Annotated in this window: 2 protein-coding genes; both read right to left on the reverse strand. The window is 68.2% G+C overall.

Annotation, left to right across the window (positions count from 1 at the left end):
• On the reverse strand, positions 1-832 hold an 832-nt coding region (locus EOA24_RS35975), incomplete at its 3' end, for an FHA domain-containing protein (protein WP_127410703.1).
• Positions 832-1,896 (reverse strand): type VI secretion system baseplate subunit TssG, encoded by a 1,065-nt coding sequence (gene tssG, locus EOA24_RS35980; protein WP_126079270.1) that lies wholly within the window; start codon positions 1,894-1,896, stop codon positions 832-834. The genes EOA24_RS35975 and tssG, both read right to left, overlap by 1 nt.
• Between the last annotated feature and the right edge of the window lie 69 nt (positions 1,897-1,965).

A 1,965-nucleotide genomic window follows, 5' to 3' on the forward strand; every position in this document is an offset into this window, starting at 1 on the left:
GTTGCGGAGTAGGGGGTTGGGGCGCCTGCGCCGGTATTTCCCAGGGACGGGCGGCCTTCGGCTTCTCGGCCGGCCGCTCGAAGCGATCGGCTGGATCGGCACCGTGGCCGGAAGCGGGCGTCGCGGCTGGCCCGAAGCTGAAATCGTCGAAGCCGGCGGCTTTGGGCGGGGGCTCGGGCATGTCGTTGCGCGCTGGCATGTCGCCAAAGCCGAACGGGTCCGCTCGGCCGGTGGCGGGCTCGTCGTTCGAGGTCGGCGTCGCCACCGGATCGAGGCTGAACGGATCGTCGAAGGCCGGCGAGCTGCGCTGGTTCGAAGCGCGATCGTAAGCTCCGGGCACAGGCTGCTCGAACGGATCGGGCAGCCCGGCCGGGCGCGGCCGCTGCGGCTCCTCCTCGGCCTTGGCCGAGAAGAAATCGTCGCCGCCGATATTGGCTGGCGTCCGCGCCTGTGGCGACGGCCATGCCGGCACAGCATTGGCGATCGGCGCCTGGCCGATCGAGGTGTGGCCGGCGCCCGGCTGGATCTCAACATGGAGCACATAGTCGCCCATGCGCAGCCGCATGCCGCTTTGCAAGCGCGTCGACCTGCCGGTTCCGAGCGGGCTGTCGGAGTCGTCGATGAACAATCCACTGCTCGACGTGTCGGTGACAAAATAGCCGTCGCGGCCGCCGCTGATCTTGCAGTGCGCGCGTGAGACGAACATGTCCGGGTCGTCGATCTGCCAGCCGGCATCGGCGCTGCGGCCGATCACCAACTCGCCCTCGTCCAGCCGGGTCTGCCTGACCACCTGCGAGCGCGGACCTTGTTCCAGGGTCAGAAGCAGGCTCATCAGGCTGCCTCCGCCATGTCCGGCCGCCAACCGACGATGGTGCGCAGCCTGAGATCGTCGGCGTCTCCCATTTCGGTGGGGCGCGAGAGCCATGAGGTCCGGCCGAGCTGGATCGTTCCCATCTTGGGCGCCGGCACGGCGTCGCGCGCGAGCACGATCCTGAGGTCGACATCAAGGGCTTCGCCGATCATGTCGCGCACCGCCTTCTTGAACAGGACAAGCCTCCGTTCTCCAGGCAGGAACGACTTGAAATCGTCGAGGCTGAGCGGGCCGACGCGCAATTCGATGCGGCTCTGCCGGCTGAAGACGCGCGGGCCGATCGTGGCCCCGCGCCCCAGCGCCGCATAGGCCTTGCCGACTTGGCTCTGCAGCGCCTTCGGAATGGCGATCCAGGCGGCGACGAATTCCTTGATCTCAACCGGCACCTTGAAGGCGGTGGCGAGGAACAGCGTCAGCCGCTCCGCGCCGTCGACCTGGTTCGCCAGCGATCCGGCCTGGCGCAGCCGAACCGTGTCGAGCTCGGGGTCCTGCGTGCCGGGAAGGCCGATGCCGGCCATGGCTTCCAGCATGGCGCGGACACGACCGCCGACCGAACGTTCGATCTGCACCGCCGGATGCGCGTCCGCCCAGGCGCGATAGTAGAGCGCGATCATGCGGTGCTGCAGGATGTTGACAAAGTCGACGAAGGTCGTGTCGCTGGTCTGCTCGGCGTCGGCACCGGTGAACCAGCGTTGCGACAGCCGGTCGAGCACCCAGCGCGTCAGATGCAGCGGCATCGGCCCTTCCGGCCCGAGCAGGCCGAGATTGGCGAGGGTCACCCGCGCCGGAGCCTTTTCGCCCGCATCTTGGAATTTGACCACGTCCCTGGCCGAGAAGCTCAGGCGCACATGCTGGCCGAGCCTTGCCGGCTCGCGCTCCGCGGTTCCCGAATGGCCGAACAGACCCCGTCGCTGCTCCAGCCGGCGCAGCAGCTCGAAGAAGTCGTACCCCTCCGACAGCGGCTCCGCCTCCGTTGGGGCCGGTTGCGCTAGATCAGGTAGCGATTGCCGGGCGTCATCGGCCATGGCACATCCTCCTGCTTCTGCAGCAACCGCGTGCGAGTCCGCACGAAACCATTTATCCCGGCATGGCGG

The organism is Mesorhizobium sp. M2A.F.Ca.ET.039.01.1.1 (assembly GCF_003998035.1).
Taxonomy (GTDB): domain Bacteria; phylum Pseudomonadota; class Alphaproteobacteria; order Rhizobiales; family Rhizobiaceae; genus Mesorhizobium.